Consider the following 21,677-nt stretch of genomic DNA (forward strand, 5'->3'; position numbering starts at 1 on the left):
TTAAACGCTAACCATTTTACCGCCATGATTCGGCAATGAGGGGCGCTATGTCGTTTACCGTCAACACGCTGCGTAACGTCACCACTGCGTGCCAGCAAATGCGCGATCATATCAAGACGATCGTGTTCCGCCCTGACACGCGCAAGACGCTCGATATCACCTTCGGACCGACGGTTGCCGCCGAACTGATCGGCCGCACGCCCGAAGCATTGGCCAAAGCGGAATCCAAGGGGCGCCTGCCCCAGCCCAAGCAGCAGCCCAATGGCCGCCGCTATTACACGCTGGAAGACCTGACCCAGATCCGCGAGGCTTTGGGCATCCATGTCGGCAAGCAGCCGGACGAGGATGCGGTCGTCCTGGCGGTTCAGAATTTCAAGGGCGGCGTGGGCAAGAGCACCATTACCAAGCATCTGGCCGACTATCTGGCGCTGCATGGCTATCGCGTGCTGGTGATCGACTGCGATCCCCAGGCATCGACCACCACCATGTTCGATATCCAGCCCGAAACGCTGATCGACGATGATCAGACGCTGGGCACATTCCTGTCGCCGCGCAGCACCTTCAGCGATTTCGCCCAGACGATCCGCGACACGCCCTGGCCCACGATCAAGATCGTCCCGTCCAGCCTTGGCCTTCAGGACGCGGAATGGGATCTGACCTCTACCCTGCGCGAAGGCGGGCAGGCGGTGCGCGAAAGTCTTCAGGCACTGCGTATCGGCATATCCAGCGTGGCCAAGGATTTCGACGTGATCCTGCTCGATCCCCCGCCAGCCATGGGCTTTCTGGGTCTCAATGTGATGGCGGCCGCGACCGGCCTGCTCATCCCCGTACCCGCGCGCCAGCTCGATTATCTGTCCACCATCCATTTCATGGACACGATCGCGGACAATATCGAAATCCTCGAACAAAATGGCACGCCGGTCAATTATGGCTTCATCCGCGTCGTCTGTTCCACCTTTTCGCCCAGCAAGCCGGGTGAAAATGATATGTGGCGGATCATGCAGGCGACCTATGCGGGCCTGTTGCTGGGCCAACCGATCCTGGCTTCCGAAGAAATCAAGAATGCCACACAGGCCTTCCGCTCCATCTATGAATCCAAACCGTCGGCGTCGCATCAGACCTATATGCGGTGTCGCGACAATCTCGATGCCGTGTTCGGCGAGGTCGAACAACAGATCAGGCAGCAATGGGCATCGACCAGCCTGACCGGCGCTGCTGACGCTGGCGTGAGTGTCGCGGCATGAGCCGGCGCTCGCTGATCAGCGAGGCGCTTGCCTCCGTTCCCGCCGAACCCGTCGTGGCGCCTGATCCGGTTACGGGCGAAACCGCGGCGCCCGGCCGCGTCAATTTCACCAACAAGCGGTTGGAAGCTTTTGGCGAAGCCGCGCGGATCGTGAAACGGCCGACCATCCGGTTGAAGCCGGCGGAATGTTCGATCTGGCCCGGCAATGCGCGTGACTATTCGCTGCTGGACGAACATCGGCTGCGCAGCCTGATCGATTCCATCCTGGCCGAAGGCGGCAATCGTATTCCTGCGGTTGTGCGGCGTACGCCCAACGGCCCCCTGCCCTATGAACTGGTCACGGGAACCCGGCGTCACTGGGCGATCAGCTGGCTTAACGGCAACCATTATCCCGACATCGATCTGATCGCGATCATCGAGGATCTGGACGATGAGGCGGCCTTCCGTCTGGCCGATATCGAAAATCGCGAGCGGGAGGATATTTCCGATCTGGAGCGTGGCTTAAATTACAAGGCTGCGGTCGATCGCTTCTATGGCGGTGTGCAGTTGCGCATGGCCGAGCGGCTGAAAATCTCCAAGTCGCAATTGTCGCGTTATATTGCGTTGACCGACATCCCCCCCTTCCTCGTCAGCGCCTTCCATTCGCCCATGGATCTGCAGGCCAAATATGGTGAGAAGCTGCTGCCGCTGTTGCGCGATCCGGCAAGCCGGACGAAGCTGGAGGCGGCAGCTGACCAGATCGCATCGGAGCAGAGTTTCCGTCGTTCGGGTGACGAACAGCCCATTGCGGGCGCGGAGGTGATGAGCCGTCTGCTCAAGGCGATGACGGCCAAGGGGCGCGTGCAAAAGGCGGCGATTGCGGGCAGCAATGGCAAGCCGATCGGCGAGGTGCTGAAGGATCAGCAGAAGGTTCTGACGCTCACGCTCACCCCGTCGGACCTGTCGACCGATGCCATATTGGAAGCGTTGCGCCCGGTGATCGACGCGGCGCGTATTCGCACCGCAAAGCGGCGATAAACAGGCGCTTTGCAGGAACGAAAAGCTGAAAATAGAGGAATAAACCTTATATTTCAGTTTGTTATATCGATTTCCCCCCGGGGGGACAGCAAATGGGATGATGCAGGGTGGCGAATGAGGGCGAACTCAAGACGGCGCTGAAGGAGCGCAAGGTCCAGTTCGAAATGTTCTTCACCCTGCCGGATTTCAGCGACATCTCCCTGCGCGATTATCAGGAGACGATGCAGCGGCCGTTCTTCAGCCTGTCGAAGCGCAAGCGCGTCAAGCCGATCGATTATGTCAGTCCGGACAAGGCGGTCACCGTCCATGTTTCGCCCAATCCTACCTATGGAATGGCGACGATCTGGGACGCGGATATCATGATCTATCTGGCGTCACATCTTAACGAGCTGCGCGAGCGTGGCCTCAACGATCTCTCGCCCGTTATTCGCCTTCAGCCAGGCGATCTGCTCAAGCGCATTTGCTGGGGCACCAGCGGGCGGGCCTATGAGCGGCTGGTCAGCGCGCTCGACCGGCTGCAGGCGACGACGATCAAGACCAATATTCGCGCCAGCGCCAAGAGCCGGGAAACGACCTTCTCCTGGATCGACAGCTACACCCATCTGGTGGATGAGCGGACCCAGCGTTCGCTCGGCATGGAAATCACCCTCTCCAAATGGTTCTTCGACGGGGTTATGGACAAGCGCAATGTGCTGGCCATTTCACCGCTCTATTTCGAGATTACCAGCGGCCTTGGCAAATGGCTGTACCGCGCCTCGCGCAAACATGCGGGCGGCAACGGCGCGGAAGGCTTCGTCATCGGCTTCGAAACGCTCCATCAGAAGAGCGGTAGCGAGAGCAGCTATCCGGTATTCAAGCGCAAACTGCTCGACCTTGCCAAGGCGAATGAATTGCCGGACATCAGCCTTGAGGTCGTCAATCCCGATAGCACGAAGCCCAAGATGCGGATGGTCATGCGTCGGCACATGGCCGAACGCGCGCGATCTGTCCGGGCGAACCCCCTCCCCTCCTCTGTCACGCCAGCAGAGGATGACGAGCAGGCGATGATCGATCCGCGGCAGGCCATGACGCTGATCGCGCAAGCGGCCGGCGGGTTGCGAAGCCCGGGTGCGGACAGAAGCAAGGCCAAACCGGTCCCCCTATCTGGCGGGCGGGCGCGCGATATATTGGACGCCCACGTTCATGACGCGATCCGCAGCGACTTTCCCGGCTGGGACTATGATGAACTGATGCGTAGGTTCGATGCCTTTCTGGGCGCCAATCCGCATGAGTTGCCGCGCAACTATTCCAAGCGCTTCTATGGCTTCGTGAAGGAACATCACCGCCGCAACAAATATAAGTTGCGGCCCTGAATTCTTCATTCGACGTGTTTTTAGAATCACGTCATCATTGACGCCCGACGATGGCAGCGGTCGCGGATGAGCCCTGCGCAATATCACGACATCAATGGATAGCGACGCAAATCCGTCCTTCTCAGCCCCTCGACCGATGAGGTCGTCACCTGCCGATCTGTAACCGCGGCGATGTTGCGGTCTGAATGAGGTGATTCTGAAAACACGATGCTTAGCAACCTGACACGTCGCTGAGCCTCCTCCGCACGCAAGGCCGAGTCAGATAGCTGCTGTTTCCGGACATTCATCGCATTGACACGCTCCGCCTGCTCAGGCCCGGTTACAGCAAGCGGCCGCTGAACGTGTTTTCGAACAGATCGCAAGAAACGGTGTTGCCCTCTGTTACGCAACTTCGAAACATGTTGGATGGGAGGGAGTCCCGAAGTGAAGTGACGGCCGGTGCGGCCCCCCTCCCCCTATTCCCAGCTGACGCAAGCGGGAAAACCGCGTCCCATTAGCGCATGCGTCGTCTTTTTGGCAAAGGCTCAAAATATGCGGCGGTCGCGAACTGAATCCGACGTGCGGAATAGAACAAAAGTGGGAAATGCCATGAGGCGGCCTGAGGGGCCCGTAGGACACCGAAGGGCCTTCCAGATCATACGGCCTATCTGAGCCTCGAAAAGGCGCTCAGCGAGCTTCTGGCGAGGCCGATTTTTTCATGCCTCCGACCAAAAATCATGCATTTGGGGATCGGTAAGCGGATCTGAGATGCTCGATGTAGACGGCAGGTTGCTTACCGGGATGCTGTAGGTGCGGTAGCTGGCTTGGCCAGAGCGCTCCACAAGCAGCCCGGCTTCGGTCGCGATGGTCAGCAATTTGATCGCGCCGGCAGAGGTGATGTCAAGTCGATCGGCAACGAGCCGGCTGCCGATATGAGGATGCGCCATGGCCAGCATCACGACTTCTTTCAGTCGGCCCGGACGACGACGGTTGGCAATGTGCGCGGCGGTGCGATGGGCATAGCTGCGCAGTCGCAGTTCCTGATCGAGCAGGTGCCGCGCGCCATCCGCAATCGCTCGCAGCCATAGCCGATCGTACCGATCAGGATCGGCAATTTTCCAAGCCGTGCCGTTCAACTGGAAACCCAGGGCCACGAGTCCGCCTGACGAAACATCGAACCGGCCCGGTCCGAAACGGTCACCGATCAGAAAACTGGCAACTGCATCACCGCGACCGATCGGCGTACGCGACCACCAGGATTGGGCGAGACGTGCACCATAGAGCAGGGGCGGGGAGGGGGGCAGCGTTGCCACGGCCTTCTGCCACGCTTCCACCCGTATCCGGATGTCGGACAGCGGCAGGGCAGGGGCCGCCCAAGGCGTAGCTGCAACGGTGGCATCCTCCACCCCCAGCCAGTCGAGCAAGCCTGCGCTGTCGCTTCTTATCATATCCAGTGTCACAGGCGCCCCGATCGCTCTGCGCCAATGGGTGAGGTCGAAATCCGCCCCGCTTACATGCCCGCGCCCGTCGACCGTAAAGGCGTCCGCGTCGATCGCGGTGGCATCGATCCATGCAAGGGACTGGCGTTCGGTGATGAAGCGTCGTATCCCCCAGGGACGACGTACCGGGCTGAGCCTTTGCCGTTCCTCGATACGCGCAAGCAGGGATTGGGCGTCGGCATAGGCGACCAGCAACGTGTTATCATTCATACCACGTTCGATATCCGCCGGATTTTCGTTGAGATCGAACAATTCAAGTCCTGAGAAATATCGCTATTTATCAATAATATCATCACTGATATTCAACGATAAATGCGTTTTAGATAGTCATCTTGTACAGCGAATTTCAACGACCGCCAATCCCTCCCTCTTTCGTGCGGATTGGCGAGGGTCACAGAGGCGATTATGCCTAGGCCATGTCCATCACCATCCTCCTGGCCATCCTCTATGCCGCGCTGTTGTTCGGCGGCGCAGCTTTTGTCCATCGCTATCGCACACGGCTCAGCGGCTCACGCTGGCGCATTCATGCCTATGGGCTGGCCCTCGCGGTCTACTGTACCAGCTGGACCTATTTCGGTGCGGTCGGCAGCGCTGCGACGGGCGGGTGGGACTATCTGCCCATCTATCTGGGGCCAGCGCTGCTGATGGCGCTGGGCGGGGGCTTCCTGCGCCGCCTGCATGTCGAGGTACATCGCGACGGCGCGACCTCCATATCCGACTTTATCGGCTCCCGCTTCGGCAAGAGCCGGGTGATGGCCGCGCTGGTGACGATCATCCTGCTGTTCGGCACCATCCCCTATGTCGCGTTGCAACTGCGGTCGGTCGCCTTCAGCTTCGCGCTGGTGTCGCGCACGCCCGAAAGCACGATGCCGTTGATCGGCGCATCGGCCGCGCTGGCGCTGTTCGCCCTGCTGTTCGGCGCGCGCCGTTATCAGGTAGCCGGCCAGAATGAAGCGATCCTGTTCGCGGTGGCCGGCGAATCCGTGCTGAAGCTTGCGGCGTTGCTGCCCGTGGCGGGGCTGGCCGGCTGGCTGCTCTGGACCATGCCCACGGCGCAGATCGCGGAGGGGGTGGCGGCTTTCCGCAGCGCCTTCGCACCGGCGAGGCTGGGTGGCGACTTCCTGGTCACCACGCTCCTGTCGATGCTGACCATCCTTTGCTTGCCGCGTCATTTCTTCGTCAGCGTCATGGAAGCGCGTGGGCCGGATGACATCATGCGCGCACGATGGGGCTTCATCGCCTATCTGCTGGTGACCGTGCTGGCGGTGCCGCCAATCGCGGCTGCAGGGCTGGCCCTGTTGGGGGAGGGAGCGGCGCCCGACCTGTTCGTCCTCAGCCTGCCACAGCATTTCGGCTTCGATGCGCTGGCGCTACTCGTCTTTTTCGGTGGCTTGTCGGCGGCGATGGCGATGGTGGTGACGGAAATCGTCGCCATCTCCAGCATGATCTCCAACGATCTGTTTGCACCCATATTGCTGCGTCGATCCGATGCCGGCAGCCATATGGGCGAACGGCTGCTGTGGGTGCGGCGCATCGCCATCATCGGCCTGATCGCGGCGGCCACCGTCTATGCGATGGCTACGCCGCTGACGACCGGGCTGGCCTCGGTCGGCCTGATCGCCTTCGTCGCCATTGCCCAATGCGCGCCGGCACTGATCTGCGCGGTATATCGGCCGCATAATGATCCGGTCGCGGGCGGGGCGGGGCTGCTCACCGGCTTTGCCATCTGGATGCTGGCGCTATTCCTGCCTTCGGTAGATCTGCTGCCCGATTGGATCGCGCGCTGGACGGACGGCAATGTGGTGACGCTGGGCACGATCGCCAGCCTGGGCGGCAATATGCTCGCAACCCTGCTGGTGTCGGTCCGCGTGGTCGGCACGGCCGGACTGGTGCGTCAGCGCGGGATCGCCCCGATCGGTACGATGGCGGCGCTGGGCGATCTGGTCACCCGCTTCGTCGGCGTAGATGCCGCGGCAGAGGCCTTCGGCGCGGAAGAGCCTTCGGACCGGCCGATCGACCAGGGCAGCGCCCGCACGGCCGAACGGCTGATCGGCAGCGTGGTGGGCGCATCCTCCGCGCGCGCGATCATGGCGTCTGCCATTTCCGGGCAGGGCATGGGCTTTGCCGAGGTCGCGCAGATGCTGGATGCGTCGGGCCAGTCGCTCCATTTCTCCCAGGGGCTGTTGGCAGCGACGTTGGAGAATATCGATGTCGGCGTCAGCGTGATCGACCGCGACCTGCGGCTGATCGCCTGGAACAGCCGCTATCTCGACCTGTTCCGCTATCCGCCCGGTCTGGTCCGGGTGGGCGTGCCGATCGCCGATTTGATCCGCTTCAATGCCGAGCGTGGCGATTGTGGCCCTGGCGAAGTGGACGACCATGTCGCCCGGCGCCTGGGCCATATGCGCAGCCGCAAGCCGCATAGTTTCGAACGCTATCGGCCCGACGGACGTGTTATCAAGACGGTGGGCGGGGCGATGCCCGATGGCGGTTATGTGATGAGCTTTACCGACATCACGATCGAGGCGCAGGCGCGCGCCGCGACCGAAACCGCCCGGCGCGACCTGGAGCAGGCGGTGGCGCAACGCACGGCGGAATTGTCGCAGGTCAATGCGAAGCTGGCCGCGGCGATGGCGGACAAGACGCGCTTCCTGGCGGCGGCCAGCCATGATCTGTTGCAACCGCTCCACGCGGCCATGCTCTTTTCTGCTGCGCTACGCAGGCGGCTGGAGGAGCCGGAGCGGGCGATGCTGGCGCGGCTGGACCGCTCGATCGAGGGGGCCAATGATCTGCTCGGCGCGCTGCTCGACATATCCCGGCTGGATGCCGGCGGGGTGACACCGCAGCCGAGCCGTTTTGCGGCGAGGGCGATGCTGGTCGATCTGACCGAGAGCCTGGCGCCGTTGGCAGCGGAGAAGGGGTTGTCGCTGCGCGTCGGGGCAGGGGATGGCTGGGTCGAGACGGACCGGTCGCTGTTACGGTCGATCGTTCAGAATTTCCTGTCCAATGCGATCCGTTATACCGAGCGCGGCGGGATCATCGTGGCAGCCCGGCGGCGCGGACAGGGACTGCGGATCGAGGTGCGCGACAGCGGCATCGGCATCGCCCCCGATAAGCTGGATATCATTTTCCGAGAATTTGAACGGCTCGGGCAGGGGAGCGAAAATGGTATCGGCCTGGGGCTGGCGATCGTGGAACGCTCCGCCGCGCTGATCGGCGCGAAGGTGGATGTATGGTCGCAGCAGGGGCGGGGAAGTTGCTTTGCCATCAACCTGCCCTGTGTGCCCGCCGATCCGGGCGAGGCTACGCATGCGGGTAGCCTCGCATTGGCGGCGCCCGGCTTGCGGCTGCTGGTGGTCGATGATGACGGCGCCAACCGCGCGGCGATGCGGGCGGTGCTGGAGGCGTTGGGCAATGACTGCGTCGTGGCGGCGAGCGAAAGGGAAGCGCTGGCTGCCGACGGGCCGTTCGACGGGGCTTTGGTCGATTTCGCGCTGGGGGCTGAGCGGGACGGCATCGACTTGATCGACGCGTTGCATGCACGTTGGCCCGGCCTGCCTGTGGCATTGGTGACGGCGGAACGTGGCGTGTCGATGCTGGAGCGGACGAAGAAGCGAAATGTCGCGATATTGGCCAAGCCGCTAAGCGGCCCGATATTGGAGCAATGGATAGTCAATATGGATCGTTGATCGCTGAAAATGAACCATATAGGTTCAAGTTGTCACCGATCCGCGCCCAGCCCGAGCGCGCGCGCGGCCAGTGCTGCCTGCGTGCGGTTCTGTACGCCCAGCTTCGCCAGCACAGTCGTCATGTGCGACTTGATGGTCGATTCCGCCACGCCCAATTCATAGGCGATCTGCTTGTTCAACTGACCATCCAGCACGCCCAGCAGAACGCGCAACTGCGTGGGTGTGAGCGATGCGACCTTATGCGCCATATCATCGATATCGCCGGCGGGCACGGCCACCGGGGCAGGGCTGTTGCCCTCCAGCGCAGCGGCGATCGCCTGTTCGATCACGGACAGATCCTGATCCTTGCCGATGAAGCCGACCGCGCCATAGCGGCGGGCTTCGGGGGAAGCGACCTGCGCCTCCGCACTGGAAATGACGAGGATGGGGACGGAGGGGCGCTCGGCATGGAGCAGGGCGACGCCCGAAAAGCCAGCCGATCCGGGCATTTTGAGGTCCAGCAGGATGAGGAGAAGATCGCTGGTCGCGTTGGCGATCTCCACGGCGCGATCGAGGGTCGATGCTTCTGCGACACGCGCCTGCGGGGCGACCGCCTCCACCGCCATGACCAGCGCCTGACGAAACAGCGGATGATCGTCCGCCACCAATATGGTGCCCAATGTCGCAGGCGTCGTCGTCAGCGTCGCTTTCCTCTCCGGGGCCGATACGGCCGGTCTTTCACCGGTCCGGGATAGGGACTTGCCCCGACAGGGGGCAAGCCCTTTATGGTTATTTTCCGTTGCTCAAACGGTCTGTCAGGCGTGCGCCAACTGGCTGTCGGCGATCAGTCTTTCGACCACCGACGGATCAGCTAGCGTCGAAATATCGCCCAATGCGCCGGTTTCGCCCTCCGCGATCTTGCGCAGGATGCGGCGCATGATCTTGCCCGACCGGGTCTTGGGCAGGCCGGGCGCGAACTGGATGATGTCGGGCGTCGCGATCGGCCCGATTTCGTTGCGCACCCAGGCGACGAGCAGCTTGCGCAACGCGTCCGACGGCTCTTCGTTCGCGTTCAGCGTCACATAGGCATAGATGCCCTGACCCTTGATCGCATGGGGCATGCCGACGACGGCGGCTTCGGCGACCTTGGCATGGGCGACCAGCGCACTTTCGATTTCCGCCGTGCCCATGCGGTGCCCGGACACGTTGATGACGTCGTCCACGCGCCCGGTGATCCAATAATAGCCATCCTCGTCGCGGCGGGCGCCGTCGCCGGTGAAATAGCGGCCGGGATAGGTCGTGAAATAGGTCTGGAAGAAGCGCTCATGGTCGCCATAGACGGTGCGCATCTGCCCCGGCCAGCTTTTGGCGATGCACAAATTGCCCTCGGTCGCGCCGTCCAGCGCCTTGCCCTCCGCATCGACCAGCAGGGGATGAACGCCGAACAGCGGCTTTGTGGCGGAGCCGGGTTTCAGGTCGGTGGCGCCGGGCAGGGGGGCGATCAATATCCCGCCGGTTTCCGTCTGCCACCATGTGTCTACGATCGGGCAACGCCCTTCGCCCACGATGCGGTGATACCATTCCCAGGCTTCGGGATTGATCGGTTCGCCCACGCTGCCCAATATGCGCAGCGACGTGCGGCTGGCGGCCTGCACATAGGCGTCGCCTTCGCGCATCAGCGCGCGCAGCGCCGTGGGCGCGGTGTAGAAGATCGACACCTGCCACTTGTCGCATATCTGCCAGAAGCGGCTATGGTCGGGATAGTTGGGGACGCCTTCGAACATCAAGCTGGTCGCGCCATTGGCCAGCGGGCCATAGACGACATAGCTGTGGCCCGTGACCCAGCCGATGTCGGCGGTACACCAATAGACCTCGCCGGGGCGGTAATCGAACACATGCTCATGCGTCATCGACGCCCAGAGCAGATAGCCGCCGGTCGAATGCAGCACGCCCTTGGGCGTGCCGGTGGAGCCGGAGGTGTAGAGGATGAAGAGCGGGTCTTCTGCGCCCATCGCCTCGGGCGCATAGTCGGTGGCAGCGGCATCGCGGGCGGGGCCGTAGAACAGGTCGCGGCCGTCTTGCATCGGTACGTTCGCGCCGGTGCGCTGGACGACGATGACCTTTTCTACCGAGGTACAATGGGCGATGGCGGCATCGACATTGGCCTTGAGCGCGACCTTCTTCCCGCCGCGCAGCCCTTCGTCGGCGGTGATGACGATGCGGGAGTCGCAATCGCGGATGCGGCTGGCCAGACTGTCGGGCGAGAAGCCGGCAAAGACGATCGAATGAACCGCGCCGATCCGGGTACAGGCCAGCATGGCGAAGGCGGCCTCCGGAATCATCGGCAGATAGAGCGTGACGCGATCGCCGCGTTGCACGCCCTGACTTTTGAGCACATTGGCGAAGCGGCAGACTTCCTCATGCAGCTGCGCGTAGGTGATGATGCGGCTTTCGGAAGGATCGTCCCCTTCCCAGATGATCGCGGGCTGTTCGCCACGCCCGGCCAGATGGCGGTCGATGCAGTTGGCGCTGACGTTCAGCTGTCCGTCGGCAAACCAGCTGATGCCGAAATCGGCCTCATCGAAGCTGCTTTCATTGACCTTGGTGAAAGGGGTAATCCAGTCCAGCCGCTGGGCCTGCTCGCGCCAGAAGGCATCGGGGTCGGACGCGGCCATCGCGTGCATGTCGGCGGCGGTGGTGGCGGTGATGCGGGCGTCGGCAGCCAGGGCGGCAGGAACGGGGTATAGCGCTTCGCTCATATATCGAGAACCTCTCCAGCTCTTTGCCTCAGCCTAACGCAGCGCCCGGCGCCCGCCATCCTCGACCAAAGTCGAGGGTCTTTGGCACCATGGTCCGCCTTCTCTCCACCCCCGCTTCCTCCGCATGATGGCGACACAGGCCGGACTTGCCACCAACCCCGCACAGACGGGATCGTCCGGCACGGAGAGGCATGATGACATTAGCGACGTCGGCAAGTTGGCCGACTTATCGAAACTGGCGAAATAGCGCCGCGATAGGCGCTCTGACGGCGGCCATTTTTGCCGGGCCGGCCGTCCGCGCCCAGACTCCGCGCGAGGCGGAACTCGAAGCGCGCCTCAACCAGTTGGAAGCGGCGGTGACGGCGCTCAAGGGCGAGTTGCAGGCGGCCCGCACAGACCAGCAGGCCGACCGGCAGGCGTCGGCGCAGATTGCCCGAAAGGCCGACGATCGCGTTGCCGCGCTGGAAAACAAGCCAGCGGCGGAAGGCTTCCAGATTGGCGGCACCAGCTTCAAGATCGGTGGATTCGTCAAGATGGTGGGCAGTGCGACCCGCTATGATGATGGCGAAATGCCGGGCGGCGCGCTGGGCAAGGAATTCTACCTGCCGCAGCAGATTCCGGTCGGTGGCCGCAGCAGCCACGACGTGATCGGCCATGCCCGGCAGAGCCGACTGTCTTTCGAGACGGAAACGCCGGTGGGCGCCAAGACGCTCAAAAGCCATATCGAGTTCGACTTCGGGCTGGCGACCGCCCCGGCCGGGGCGCAGCGCGCGACCAATCCCTATACGCCGACGCTGCGCCGTGCCTATTTCACCTATGGCAACTGGCTGCTGGGGCAGGAATGGACGACGTTCCAGAGTCCCAGCCTGCTGCCCGAAACCACCGATTTTGTCGGACCGATGGAGGGCACCGTTTTCGTGCGCCAGTTGATCGCGCAATATCGTCAGCCATTGGGCGACAATCTGTCGCTCTATCTGGCGGCGGAAAACCCACAGACGGAGACGGTGACGCCGGCTGCTGCGGCGCTGGTCGACCGTGACAATGACCGGATGCCCGATCTGGTGGCCAAGCTGGCGTATAAGAGCAAGGCGCTGGAATGGCATGTCGCCGGGCTGATGCGAATGCTTTCGGTGAATCGTGAGGAACAGGGCGGCGCGCAGGGCGATACGGCCATGGGCTGGGGCGTCAGCGGCGGCGCGCGCGTCGCCTTCGGGCCGCAGGGGCGGCATGATGTGCGCCTGCTCGCCACCTATGGTCGCGGCATCGGCCGCTATCTGGGGCTGGGCGCGGTGGCCGACGTCGTGGACGATCCGGCTCGGGCGCAGCGGCTGGGGCTGGTCAGCAATCTGTCGGGCTATGCCGCGGTGAAGCTGGGCTGGACCGACAGCCTGCGCTCCACCTTCATGGCGGGCTATCACCGCGCTTATTATCCATCGGATTTCATCGTGCCGGGGCTGGCGGACAAGGCGGCCTATAGTCTGGCGGGCAACATCTTCTGGTCCCCGGTCGAACATCTCGACCTCGGCATCGAATATCGTCATGCTCAACGGAACGTCGTCAGTGGCCTCAAGGGCCAGATGGACCGGCTTGAGATGGCGGCCAAATATACATTCTGACTTGGGTTCACGCGATTCCACCCGACTGGCAATCGCACTTGAAAGGAGAGGGGCTTATGGCGACGACCTATGACGACGGCCAGCCGAAACAGCATGCGGCGACGCAGAACGAGAAACTCGTCATCGCCGCGTCCTCATTGGGGACGGTGTTCGAATGGTATGATTTCTATCTTTACGGGCTGCTGGCCACCTATATCAGCGCCCAGTTCTTTTCGGGCGTGAACGAGACGACCGGCTTCATCTTCGCGCTGGCGGCATTCGCGGCGGGCTTTGCGGTACGGCCCTTCGGCGCGCTGGTGTTCGGGCGGATCGGCGATCTGGTCGGGCGCAAGAACACTTTCCTCGTCACCATGGGAATCATGGGCCTGTCGACCTTTGCCGTCGGCCTGTTGCCCAGCTACGCCAGCATCGGCGTGGCGGCGCCCATCATCCTGCTGATCATGCGATTGGCGCAAGGGCTGGCGCTGGGCGGCGAATATGGTGGGGCTGCCACCTATGTCGCCGAACATGCGCCTGAGGGGAAACGCGGCCTTTATACCAGCTGGATTCAGACCACCGCGACCTTCGGCCTGTTCGCGGCGCTGCTGGTGGTGATCGGTTTCCGTTTCGCGTTGGGTGAGGAAGCGTTCGCGGCTTGGGGCTGGCGCCTGCCCTTCCTGATTTCGATTCTGCTGCTGGGCGTGTCGATGTGGATACGCCTGCAACTCAACGAAAGCCCCGTCTTTCAGAAGATGAAGGATGAGGGCAAGACGTCCAAGGCGCCGCTGACCGAGGCGTTCGGCCAATGGGGCAATCTGCGCTGGGTCATCATCGCGCTACTGGGTGCTGTCGCGGGGCAGGCGGTGGTCTGGTATGCGGGGCAATTCTACGCGCTCTTCTTCCTGGAAAAGACGCTGAAGGTCGATGGCGCGACCGCCAATATCCTGATCGCCATCGCGCTGGCGCTGGCCACGCCCTTCTTCGTCTTCTTCGGCTGGTTGTCGGACAAGATCGGGCGAAAGCCGATCATATTGGGCGGCTGCGCACTGGCGGCGATCACCTATTTCCCGCTGTTCGGCGCGCTGACCCATGCCGCCAATCCCGCGCTGGCGGCGGCGCAGGCGTCCGCCCCCATCACCGTCGTCGCCAACAGCAAGGAATGTTCGTTCCAGTTCGACCCCGTGGGCAAGAACAAGTTCGACACGTCGAGCTGCGACATCGCAAAGACCTATCTGGCCAAGGCCAGCGCCAGCTATGACAATGTCGAAGCGCCGGCTGGCAGCGCCGCCATCGTGAAGATCGGTGCGGTCAGCTTTACCGCGCCCGATCCCGCCACGCTGGCGGGCGATGACAAGAAGGCGGCCATTACCGCGTTTCAGGACGATCTGAAGGCGGGCCTTGCCACGGCGGGCTATCCGGCCAAGGCGGACACGGCGCAGATCAACAAGGTGGCGGTGGTCGCCATATTGTGGGCGCTCGCGATGCTGGTGACGATGGTCTACGGCCCGATCGCGGCGATGCTGGTCGAACTTTTCCCCAGTCGCATCCGCTACACGTCGATGTCGCTGCCCTATCATATCGGCAATGGCTGGTTCGGCGGCTTCCTGCCGACCACGGCCTTCGCCATGGTCGCGGCGACCGGAGATATCTATTACGGCCTGTGGTATCCGGTGGTGGTTGCCGCATTGACCGTGGTGGTCGGGCTGCTGTTCCTGCCGGAGACGTTCCGCCGAAATATCGAAGACTGAGACAGCGAGTTGTACAGGTGAAATCGTAGAGAGGCGGCGCCAGTGGGTGCCGCCTTTTCATTTGGTGTGGAATTTATCCGCAAAAGCGGTATTTTTTACCAAATAGTGGAATAATATTTTTCGACATTATCGATCCAATTTTTGAAAAGCCCGATTTTCCGCGCTTTTCGCGAATTGGCACGGCCCCTGCAATGTACCCGGCATGATCCACAACGGATCGCCAGAGAGATTTCAGGGAAGGACCATCATCATGAAGACCATCGCATTTGCCGCCGCCATCCTCGTCGCCACCGTCGCCGTTTCGGCAGCCGCCACCCCCGCTTTCGCGCAGCCGCAGGGCCGTTTCGGCGATGCCAAGGTGACCTATCAGGCGAAAACCGACCGCTATTGCTTCCGCGAAACCCGCATCGCGTCGCGCACGCCGTCCGTCCAGTGCCGGACCAAGGCGGACTGGGCACAGGCTGGCCTGACCATCAGCCGCAAGGCGTCGCTGCAGTTGGCCCAGCGCTGATCGGCTCGCCGCCATTGCCCCGGCAGCGCGCCGGGGCAGGGCAGAGACTTATCGGTCCCAGGGGAATGCCAAGGTCGGCCGGTTGGCATAGCGGGTCATCGCCAAAACCAACCGCGCGCCGCAACCCGGCTCCAGTCGAAGCGTGATATCGCGCCCGCCCACGGCCATGTTGCGACCATCCACCATCACGCCGTCGATCCGATGTTCGGCATAGGCGCCGCCCTGTATCGTCACGGTGCGCGCCTGGCGGCCCAGATTGACCATCGTAACCTCCGTTTCCCGATCCGCCAGCCGGTGGACCAGCGCGCCTACATCGGCCGGCACGCCGGCGCGCCTTGCGACCGGATCGAAATAGCGAAGGCGGCAATGGAGCGGTACGCCCCCTTGCGGCGGGGATGTTTTCGACCAGGGCGGCCGGGCGATATGCAGCCCGCCCGTCATCAACTGCACCAAGCTTTTGACGCTGGCCGGGTTGATGCCGATCGGCCAGTCCGCCAGTCGCGTCTGCGGCGTGGTATCGTCCTGCTCTCGCGCCGTCACCCGCTGCGCCACCCGCGCCAGATCGGCGGTCAGCGCCTGAACGGGATAATCGCCATTGCGCCCCTCTAGAAAGGCGATCCACGGATCGTCGCCCGCTGCCGCGCGATCGTCCGCGCGCTGCGACATATACCAGATTTCAAAGCCGTTGGTCCGATAGGGGCCGGGCTTCCACCCATACCAGCCCTGCGCATCATGCATGGTGGGCGCGGACAGGGTGCCGTCGATAGTGCGCGCGGCATCGTTGATCCGCGCCGTCTGCCGTCGCCACAAGTCGATATAGGCCATGTCCCCGCTCATCAGCAGCGCGCCCATGAAAGCGGTGATCGATCGGGGCACGCGATTGCGATCCTCTCGCATGCCGGTCTGCGGCACGATGGGTGAAAAGCCCCAGCCATAGACGCCCTGCCACCAATCGTCGCCCACCTTGCCGTCGGAGCGCACCCGGCTGGGCAGTAGGCCACCATTCTTCGCTGCCCGCTCCGCCCAGGCGGCCAGATAGTCGAGCGCCCATGTGCGGAACCGCTCCCCACCGCCCAGCGCATAGGCGTTCAGGCCGAGCGTGGTCGCCTGCAAATTCAATGGATTGTCGCCGACCACATCGCCATATTCGGCATAATGGTCGAGCGTCTGTTGATAGCTCGTCTCGCCATGTTCCATGTGGAAGGGCGTGGGATCGAACGGATCCCCGGCCCAGTCGAGCGGTGTGGCCTGGCGCAGCATCGGCCCGCGACTGCCGTTCAGCAGGCTGCGGATGATGCGGCGATCCGGGTCGTAATTGGGCGCCGTCGAATCACGGCCGGTGTAGAAATCGGCATAGCGCCGCGTGCGCGCCAGCAATGCCGGATCGCGCGGGCTGGACAGCCCCATGAGGTTGAAGCTGGTCAGCCCCTCCGCATTATGCTGCCAATCCATCTGCACGGGAAATTCGCGGAAATACATGCCGGCACGCGCGATCGGCACATCGGTCGTGCGGGCGGCGGCGAACTGGCGCAGATGCCCCTCCCAGAAACGGGCGGCCAGCGTCCTGATCCGGTCGCTGCCGCCCAGCGCATGCAGCAGATACCAGTCGTTGGTCGCCTCCGCCGCGTCATCCGGCCCGTCATTGGCGCCCCAGCGCTCGAACACCTTGAGTCGATCGCGCCGGTCGACATAGGCGGCATAGAATGTTTCGCAGGCGACCGCATTGGCGTCCAGCAACTGGCGCTGCATCCTCGCCCAATCGGGCGCGGCCATCGGCTTGTCCAACGACAGGCTGGCTTTTGCGGCCTTTGCCTGCGCGGGGAGGGCGAGCGCTGCTGCACCGCCCAGAAAGGCGCGCCTGTCTACCCGCATAAAGTCGACCCGCATCAGGCCAGCTCCAGCCGGCGGATCGGCCCCACGATCACGGTGAAGGCGAATATGGTGAGCAGGCAGTGGGCGCCCACGAATACCAGCGCCAGATCGAACGAGCCGGTCGCCGCGACGATATAGCCCACGACGATCGGCGTCACGATGCCGGCCATGTTGCCGAACATGTTGAACACCCCGCCCGAAAGGCCGGCCAATTGCTTGGGCGCTACGTCGGCCATCACCGCCCAGCCGAGCGAGGCGATCCCCTTGCCGAAGAAGGCGATCGCCATCAGCGTCACGACCAGCCATTCCGCATCGGCCCACACGCAGGCGATGATGAGCGTTGCCAGCAGCATGCCGACGACCAGCGGACCTTTTCTTGCCAGGTCCAGTGAACCGGTGCGTCGCAGGATGAGGTCGGACGCGAAACCGCCCACCAGCCCGCCGGCAAAGCCGCACAGCGCCGGGGCCGCAGCGGCAAAGCCCGCTTCCATGATGTTGAGGCCGCGTTCCTTGACCAGATAGATGGGAAACCAGGTGACGAAGAAATAGGTCAGCACGTTGATGCAATATTGGCCGAGATAAATGCCCAGCATCATCCGGTTGGCCAGCAATTGGCGCACATTGACCCAGGTGAAGGTGGGCGAGCGGCCGGCGGCGCCGCCCGCTTCCTCCATATGGATAAGGCCGCCGCCCGCCTCGATATGCGCCAGTTCGGCGGCGTTGATGGCAGGATGGCGGGCCGGGCTGTGGATGAAGCGCAGGAACATGGCGGTGGCCACCAGCCCCAGCGCGCCCATCACCCAGAAGACCGATCGCCAGCCGAAATCATGGACCAGCCAGCCCATCAGCGGGGCGAAGGCGACCAGCGAGAAATATTGCGCGCTGTTGAAGATGGCCGAGGCCGTACCGCGTTCCGCGCCGGGGAACCAGGCGGCGACCAGTCGGGCATTGCCGGGAAAGGACGGGGCCTCGGCCGCGCCGACCAGAAAGCGCAACACGAACAGGCTGGCCACCACCGGCAGGCCCATGATCAGGCCCACCGTCCCCTGTATGGCGGTGAAGATCGACCAGATGGCGATCGCCCCGGCGTAGATTTTCTTGGTCCCGAACCGGTCGAGCAGCGCGCCGCCCGGTATCTGCGCCAGCACATAGGCCCAGGCGAAGGCGGACAGGATGAAGCCGGTCTGCACCGGCGACAGTCCCAGTTCGCCGCTGGCCGCATTGCCCGCGATGGAGAAGGTTGCGCGATCGGCATAGTTGATCGAGGTGATCAGGAAGATCAGCGCGATGATCCTGTATCGCACATAAGTGGGACGGGCGGCGATAGGAACGGCCTGCGACAAATCTGCTCTCCTGATGGCGCCGCCCATCTGTCGGGGCGGTCGGAGGATGGGGAAGAGGCAGGCTAGCCGGATGGACGGCGATCGTCCAAGTCCAAAAGCGGCATGATCCAGCCATATCTTGGCATGATTGCGGCCATGCAACCGGTGTCCATTGCGGATCGGTGCAAGCTGTGCATCGATCCATGCCGGATTGAGATTGGCATTTTCCGCTGTCGCGGCAGTATCCAGACAGAACCGATCCGGTGCCATAGCCCGGACAATTAGGATGAGGGGAGTGAGAAAGGCCATGAACGGCACCACCAACCGCTGCAAGGCGATTTTGAGCCTGACGACCGCGATCGCGACGATCGCTCTGGCGCCGCATGGACTGGCGCAGGCCGACCCGGTTTCGCCGCAGGCCGATGCGCCGGTCGCCGATATCGTCGTCACCGGCTTTCGCGCCAGCCTGAACAATGCGCTGGCGATCAAGCGCAACGAAACCGCCACGGTCGATGCGATCAAGGCGGAGGATATCGCCGAATTTCCCGACCTAAACCTGGCCGAATCCTTGCAGCGCATCCCCGGCGTCGCGATCAGCCGCGTCAACGGGGAAGGGCGCAACATCTCCGTCCGCGGCCTTGGCCCCGAATATACCCGCGTCCGCATCAACGGCATGGAAGCGATCGGCACCAGCGGCGGCACCGACAATTCAGGTGGCGTGAACCGGGGTCGCGGCTTCGACTTCAACATCTTCTCGTCCGACCTGTTCAGCAACCTGTCGGTGCGCAAGACCGCGACGGCCGATGTGGAGGAAGGGTCGCTGGGCGGCACGGTCGATCTTCAGACGTCGCGCCCGCTCGACTATCGCAAGCCCACGGCGGTCCTCTCCGCCGCCGCCAGCTATAATGATCTGCGTCAGAAGACGACGCCGCGCCTGTCCGGTCTGGTCGCTACCCAGACGGACGACGGGCGTTTCGGCGTACTGCTGTCGGTCGCCTATGAAGAGCGGCGGATCAAGGAAGAAGGCGCCAACATCACCCGCTGGAGCTATGGCGGATTCAATAACGGGTTCAATGCCGCTTCGACCCTGCCGGGCTATACGATCGGGCAGATCAACAATAATAATCCCGATACCGCGCTGTATCACCCGCGTATTCCGGGACTGGTCAGCTATGACATTTCCCAGAAGCGCCTCGGCGCGGCGGGATCGGTCCAGTTCAAGCCGACCGACCGCACGCTGATTTCGATCGACGGCCTCTATTCGCGCCTGGACGGCACCCGCAAGGAAGCGCAGCTACAGGCGATCAGCTTCAGCCGATCGGGCACAGGCAAGCCGCAGACGATCATTCGCGACGGCGTGGTGGACGACAACAACAATATCGTCAGCGGCCGGTTCGACAATGTCGATCTACGCTCCCAGGCGCGCTATGACGTGCTGAAGACCGAATTCTACCAGTTTACAGGGTCTATCGACCACCAGTTTACCGACCGGCTGAAACTCTTCGCCATGGGTGGCTATGCCAGTTCGGAATTCACCAATCCCATCCAGACCACGGTGACGATCGACGCGATCAACACCGGCAATTTCCAATATGATTTCTCGACCCGCTTCCCGAATATCCAGCCGGGCGTGGACGTCGCCAATCCCGCGACATGGAGCTTCATCAACGGCACGTCGGAAGTGCGCATCCGGCCCCAGAGTGTCAGCAACGCCTTCACCACGGCCAAGGGGCATGTGGAATGGGAAGCGATCGACGGCATCACCTTCAAGGCGGGGCTGGACTGGCGCCGGTTCGAATATGGATCGACCGAGCGCCGTCGCCTGTCCGGCGAAACCGTAGTCGCCCCGCTGACCGCCGCGCAGCTGGCCGGCATGACCACGCTCTTTTCCGGCTTCGGCAAGGGGCTGAACGTACCCGCCGGCACGCCGACCGCCTGGATCGTGCCCAATCTCGACGCCTTCATCGCGCAGGGCGGCATCTACACCGACCCGCGCTACGCCACCGGCGGGATCGAGAATGCGACCGCGCGCGGTTCCTACATCAATGTGAAGGAGGAGGATGTCGGCGTCTGGGGTATGACCCAGTTTAATTTGCAGGATATTGCCGGCGTGCCGATCCGGGGCGACATCGGCCTGCGCTATGTGAAGACCGACCAGTTCTCCACCGGCTATGCCAGCCAGGGTACGGCGATCAACCTGGTCACCGCCGATCGCAGCTACAAGCGCTGGTTGCCCTCATTGAACCTGGTCGGCAACATCACCGATACGTTGCAGGTCCGCTTCGCCGCCGCCAAGACGCTGGCCCGTGCCGGCATCGCGTCGCTGACGCCGGGCGGTAATTTGAACGTGTCGGGTGGCAACCGCACCTATAGTTCGGGCAACCCGGACCTGAAGCCGACATCGTCGAAGAATCTGGACGTTTCGGTCGAATGGTATCCGATGCCGGGCGCGATCTACGCCATTTCCGGCTTCCGCAAGGATATCGGCAGCTTCGCCCAGACGCTGAGCGTGGGCGTGCCCTATAGCAGCCTCGGCCTACCGGACGCATTGCTCAACGGCACGACGGCGTCGCCGGGCGATATCTTCATCGTCAGCCAGCCGGTCAATTCGGACGGCGGCATCCTCAAGGGCTTCGAAGTCAATGTGCAGCAGCCCTTCAGCTTCCTGCCGGGTGTGTTCGCCAATTTCGGTGTGATGGCCAACTATACCTATGTGACGTCGAATATCGAATATCTGACCTCGGCCAGCGGGGCGACATCGGTGACGGCGCCCTTGGTCGGCCTGTCCAAGCAGGCGGCCAACGCCACCCTTTATTATGAGGACAAGAAGTTCCAGATCCGCGGATCGGTGGCCTATCGCTCCAAATATCTCACCGCGGTGCCGGGCACGGAAGGCAATGCCTATAATGGCACCAACAGCACGCTCAACGTCGATGCGCAGGCCAGCTATAACCTGACCGAGAAGATGAAGATCAGCATCGAGGCGATCAATCTCACGGACACGAAGAACGACCAGTTCGTGGATGAGACGAACCGGCTCAACGTGCTGACCCACAGCGGTCGCCAGTTTAATTTCGGCGTACGTTACAGCTTCTAACCCTCCCTTTCCCGA

13 protein-coding genes are annotated in these 21,677 nt (G+C 62.9%); 8 read left to right on the forward strand and 5 right to left on the reverse strand.

The window, feature by feature from the left end; all coding sequences use genetic code 11:
- The first annotated feature begins 47 nt into the window (after nucleotides 1–47).
- The 3 genes from F4U95_RS17355 to F4U95_RS17365 all read left to right on the forward strand — a co-directional run bounded on the left by F4U95_RS17355 (nucleotide 48) and on the right by F4U95_RS17365 (nucleotide 3,612).
- Nucleotides 48–1,244 (forward strand): AAA family ATPase, encoded by a 1,197-nt coding sequence (locus tag F4U95_RS17355; protein WP_120253425.1) that lies wholly within the window; start codon nucleotides 48–50, stop codon nucleotides 1,242–1,244.
- Nucleotides 1,241–2,260: a ParB/RepB/Spo0J family partition protein gene (locus F4U95_RS17360; protein WP_120253426.1), complete on the forward strand. Its 1,020-nt coding sequence runs from the start codon at nucleotides 1,241–1,243 to the stop codon at nucleotides 2,258–2,260. The genes F4U95_RS17355 and F4U95_RS17360 overlap by 4 nt, the downstream gene beginning before the upstream one ends.
- Before the next feature lie 164 nt (nucleotides 2,261–2,424).
- The gene (locus tag F4U95_RS17365) at nucleotides 2,425–3,612 is read left to right on the forward strand and encodes a replication initiator protein A (RefSeq protein ID WP_120253625.1); all 1,188 of its coding nucleotides are present in this window, start codon (nucleotides 2,425–2,427) and stop codon (nucleotides 3,610–3,612) included.
- A 695-nt stretch (nucleotides 3,613–4,307) separates the two neighbouring features.
- On the opposite strand, the gene F4U95_RS17370 is transcribed toward F4U95_RS17365, so the two are convergent.
- Nucleotides 4,308–5,342, reverse strand: coding sequence for a hypothetical protein (locus F4U95_RS17370; protein WP_232016383.1), 1,035 nt, complete (start codon nucleotides 5,340–5,342; stop codon nucleotides 4,308–4,310).
- Between the two features lie 164 nt (nucleotides 5,343–5,506).
- On the opposite strand from F4U95_RS17370, the gene F4U95_RS17375 reads away from it, so the two are divergent.
- Entirely contained in the window at nucleotides 5,507–8,779 is a 3,273-nt protein-coding gene (locus F4U95_RS17375; protein WP_120252328.1) for a hybrid sensor histidine kinase/response regulator, read from the forward strand.
- Between the two features lie 32 nt (nucleotides 8,780–8,811).
- Here the strand turns inward: F4U95_RS17375 and F4U95_RS17380 are convergent, their stop codons facing one another.
- Both F4U95_RS17380 and acs read right to left on the reverse strand, forming a co-directional pair.
- Complete coding sequence (locus F4U95_RS17380) at nucleotides 8,812–9,426, reverse strand: response regulator transcription factor (RefSeq protein ID WP_269462557.1); 615 nt, start codon at nucleotides 9,424–9,426, stop codon at nucleotides 8,812–8,814.
- A 147-nt stretch (nucleotides 9,427–9,573) separates the two neighbouring features.
- Entirely contained in the window at nucleotides 9,574–11,517 is a 1,944-nt protein-coding gene (acs, locus tag F4U95_RS17385) for an acetate--CoA ligase (protein WP_120252330.1), read from the reverse strand.
- Between the two features lie 191 nt (nucleotides 11,518–11,708).
- On the opposite strand from acs, the gene F4U95_RS17390 reads away from it, so the two are divergent.
- From F4U95_RS17390 to F4U95_RS17400, 3 genes are all read left to right on the forward strand, one after another.
- Nucleotides 11,709–13,133: a DcaP family trimeric outer membrane transporter gene (locus F4U95_RS17390; protein ID WP_232016392.1), complete on the forward strand. Its 1,425-nt coding sequence runs from the start codon at nucleotides 11,709–11,711 to the stop codon at nucleotides 13,131–13,133.
- Nucleotides 13,134–13,189: 56 nt separating this feature from the next.
- Nucleotides 13,190–14,860 carry an MFS transporter gene (locus tag F4U95_RS17395; RefSeq protein ID WP_120252331.1) on the forward strand — a complete coding sequence of 557 codons (1,671 nt, stop codon included), beginning with the start codon at nucleotides 13,190–13,192 and terminating at the stop codon, nucleotides 14,858–14,860.
- 250 nt (nucleotides 14,861–15,110) lie between these two features.
- Nucleotides 15,111–15,371, forward strand: coding sequence for a hypothetical protein (locus tag F4U95_RS17400; protein WP_120252332.1), 261 nt, complete (start codon nucleotides 15,111–15,113; stop codon nucleotides 15,369–15,371).
- Between the two features lie 48 nt (nucleotides 15,372–15,419).
- Here F4U95_RS17400 and F4U95_RS17405 read toward each other — a convergent pair whose 3' ends face one another.
- Nucleotides 15,420–17,258: a DUF8034 domain-containing protein gene (locus F4U95_RS17405; RefSeq protein ID WP_232016394.1), complete on the reverse strand. Its 1,839-nt coding sequence runs from the start codon at nucleotides 17,256–17,258 to the stop codon at nucleotides 15,420–15,422.
- Complete coding sequence (locus F4U95_RS17410) at nucleotides 17,258–18,586, reverse strand: MFS transporter (protein WP_232016396.1); 1,329 nt, start codon at nucleotides 18,584–18,586, stop codon at nucleotides 17,258–17,260. The genes F4U95_RS17405 and F4U95_RS17410 overlap by 1 nt, the downstream gene beginning before the upstream one ends.
- A gap of 286 nt (nucleotides 18,587–18,872) precedes the next feature.
- Between F4U95_RS17410 and F4U95_RS17415 the strand changes: the two genes are divergently transcribed.
- Nucleotides 18,873–21,662 carry a TonB-dependent receptor gene (locus F4U95_RS17415; protein WP_120252333.1) on the forward strand — a complete coding sequence of 930 codons (2,790 nt, stop codon included), beginning with the start codon at nucleotides 18,873–18,875 and terminating at the stop codon, nucleotides 21,660–21,662.
- The last annotated feature ends 15 nt before the right edge of the window (nucleotides 21,663–21,677 follow it).

This window comes from Sphingobium limneticum (assembly GCF_008710165.1).
GTDB lineage: Bacteria > Pseudomonadota > Alphaproteobacteria > Sphingomonadales > Sphingomonadaceae > Sphingobium > Sphingobium limneticum.